We start from the raw sequence: 2,490 nt of genomic DNA, 5'->3' as shown, positions 1-2,490 counted from the left end.
TTTCAACTCACGCTCCTGCGAAGGAGCGAGATATTCGCGCTTATGTTGGGGCAATATTACAAATTGTTTCAACTCACGCTCCTGCGAAGGAGCGAGGGTAATGAATTAGGGGAGTTTGATTTAACCAACGGTTTCAACTCACGCTCCTGCGAAGGAGCGAGAAAAACGGCTTTCATTACGATCAAGTTTCACGAGTTTCAACTCACGCTCCTGCGAAGGAGCGAGCTGAGCCGCAGTTAACCCCGTAGCCCCGTCTACCGGTTTCAACTCACGCTCCTGCGAAGGAGCGAGCGCAGTTTTTCTTCTTCCCAATGTTTTTCTGCCAGTTTCAACTCACGCTCCTGCGAAGGAGCGAGTGACAAAGAGAGTCGTTATTGGTGCGCAGGTGGAGTTTCAACTCACGCTCCTGCGAAGGAGCGAGATAAACTTCGGTCATTGGTCGGTCTCCTTCATCGTTTCAACTCACGCTCCTGCGAAGGAGCGAGTGCCTACCTGTAATTTGTTGTTCTATAAGGCTAATAAAACCTTATTTCGCCAATTACTTTGGTGATGGCACTTTGAATTATTTTAGCATAGCAAAATAACTATTTTCTATCCAAATTGTTAAAGAAATCAACCATCGCCAACCTTCCCGCAATTTTATGAGAACAACAGGTTAGCGCGCTACACAATCAGTGTATCTTTGAATATATCTACCGTAGCTTTAGCTCCGTGGTGCTCCACTTTGCGCCGCCATTTGCTGCCCAGATGGTAAAAGCGCAGACTGTCGGTTTCAGGTTGGTAGGTGGCGAGCAGCTTGGCTTTCAGGCGCACCCATTGATCGGGGGCGATGTCGCATTCGAATACCGAATATTGTACTCGCACACCGTAATCCAGGCACAGTTTGGCAATCCGCCTCAAACGTGCTTGGCCTTCGGGGTCTTCCAGCGAAATATCATAGGTAATCAACATCAGCATGGGCTATCTCATCAAAAACGGCGGGTATTCGGCCAAATCGCCGCGCAGATGCCGTGCCAGCAGCATGGCTTGAATATAAGGCAGCAAACCGATTTCCACTTCTTCCTGCAAATACGGATGAATGATTTTTTCCTGCTTTTTCGCTTGCAGGCTTTGAAACAACAGCTTGCGCGCATCCGCCTTGATATTCACCGCGCCGCTGGCTTCGGTCTCAAAATCCTGTAGGCGGATTTGGCCGCGGTTAATCAGGCTAAGCACCATTCTGTCCACCCACCAAGCGCGGAATTCTTCCAAAATATCTTGTGCCAAACTGTCGCGCCCCGGCCGGTCGGCGTGCAGAAAGCCCACTTGCGGATCCAGCCCCACGCTTTGCAGCGCGCCGTTGATGTCCTTGCCCAACACGCTATACAGAAACGACAACAAGGCATTGACCGGATCACGTGGCGGGCGGCGGTTGCGGCCGTTAAACACAAAACCGCACTTTTCCGTCAACAAATGCTGAAACACGCCGAAATAGCGCGAAGCCGCATCGCCCTCAATGCCGCGAATCAGCGCCAGATTATCCGCCCGCTGCAATTGGCTCAAACTGAAATTCAAGGCACGAATGGCCGTCTGAACCTCGTCATGCTCGCCATGATTACGCTGCCTGCGCTGCAACACCCGCTTCGACGACTGGATTTTCGCCGCAATGATATTGCGCGCAATCGCCACCGGATGGTGTTCCGATACCTTATACTGCGCCCGCCGCAACAACACATTACCGCTCTGCCGCCCCTGCAACCGCCCGAGATAACGCCCGTTTTCGGTAAAAAACGCCAGATTGATATTATTTTCCCCGCAAAACCCCATTAAAAACGGCGACACCAACACATTACCGAAACAGAAAATATGCGCAATCGAATGCACCGGCAACTGCAACAGCTTCTGCCGCTCGCCTTCAACGGTTTTTTCAATCAGCAAGGTTTCCCGTTCTTTATGCAAATAAGTGCCTTGGGTGGTGATGTAGAGCGTGTTTTGTAATTTACGCATCACTCTCCTCCGGATATAAAGCGGCGATATAAGCTGCCGACCTATCCCTTTTCAACAGCTGCGGCTGGCACAGCTCCAGCAACGAACACGCCTTGCAATGTTTGCCATACACAGGCGGCGGGGTTGCGCCGCTTTCCAACAATGACCGCACTTTGGCAATCACCGCCAGCGTTTCTTGTCTGAGGCCGTCTGAAAACAATACCGGCTCGCGGTGGCGGGTTTGCTGATACCACAACGCGCCCTCGCCCACCGTTTTGCCGGTCATTTCTTCCAAACACAAAGCCTGCGCACAAAGCTGGATTTTATCCCAATGCTCGGACTTAGGTTTGCCGCGTTTGTATTCCACCGGTTTCAGGCAGCCTGTTTTTAAATCATGTTCGACCATATCCAGAATGCCACTGATGCCCAACTGCTCGGCACACACATGCACGCTGCGCTCAAAGCGAATGCCTTTACGGGTTTCCGGCTCGCCCGAATCCACCCGCTCATGCAACGCCCTGCCCT

At 51.8% G+C, this 2,490-nt stretch carries 3 protein-coding genes and 1 CRISPR repeat array; all 3 genes read right to left on the bottom strand.

Going from position 1 to position 2,490, the window contains the following annotated elements; all coding sequences use genetic code 11:
* Positions 1-65: 65 nt before the first annotated feature.
* Positions 66-485: a CRISPR direct-repeat array (repeat unit 31 nt; unit sequence GTTTCAACTCACGCTCCTGCGAAGGAGCGAG).
* 178 nt (positions 486-663) lie between these two features.
* Positions 664-957 carry a CRISPR-associated endonuclease Cas2 gene (gene cas2, locus FHQ30_RS12975; RefSeq protein ID WP_139612168.1) on the bottom strand — a complete coding sequence of 98 codons (294 nt, stop codon included), beginning with the start codon at positions 955-957 and terminating at the stop codon, positions 664-666.
* 3 nt (positions 958-960) lie between these two features.
* Complete coding sequence (cas1c, locus tag FHQ30_RS12970; protein WP_139612169.1) at positions 961-1,986, bottom strand: type I-C CRISPR-associated endonuclease Cas1c; 1,026 nt, start codon at positions 1,984-1,986, stop codon at positions 961-963.
* On the bottom strand, positions 1,979-2,490 hold a 512-nt coding region (cas4, locus tag FHQ30_RS12965), incomplete at its 5' end, for a CRISPR-associated protein Cas4 (protein ID WP_139625196.1). The genes cas4 and cas1c, both read right to left, overlap by 8 nt.

This window comes from Testudinibacter sp. 'clade 2' (assembly GCF_006227735.1).
Taxonomy (GTDB): domain Bacteria; phylum Pseudomonadota; class Gammaproteobacteria; order Enterobacterales; family Pasteurellaceae; genus Chelonobacter.
Note: the sequence above shows the minus strand (reverse complement) of the source record. Positions and strands in the feature narration are given on the sequence as shown.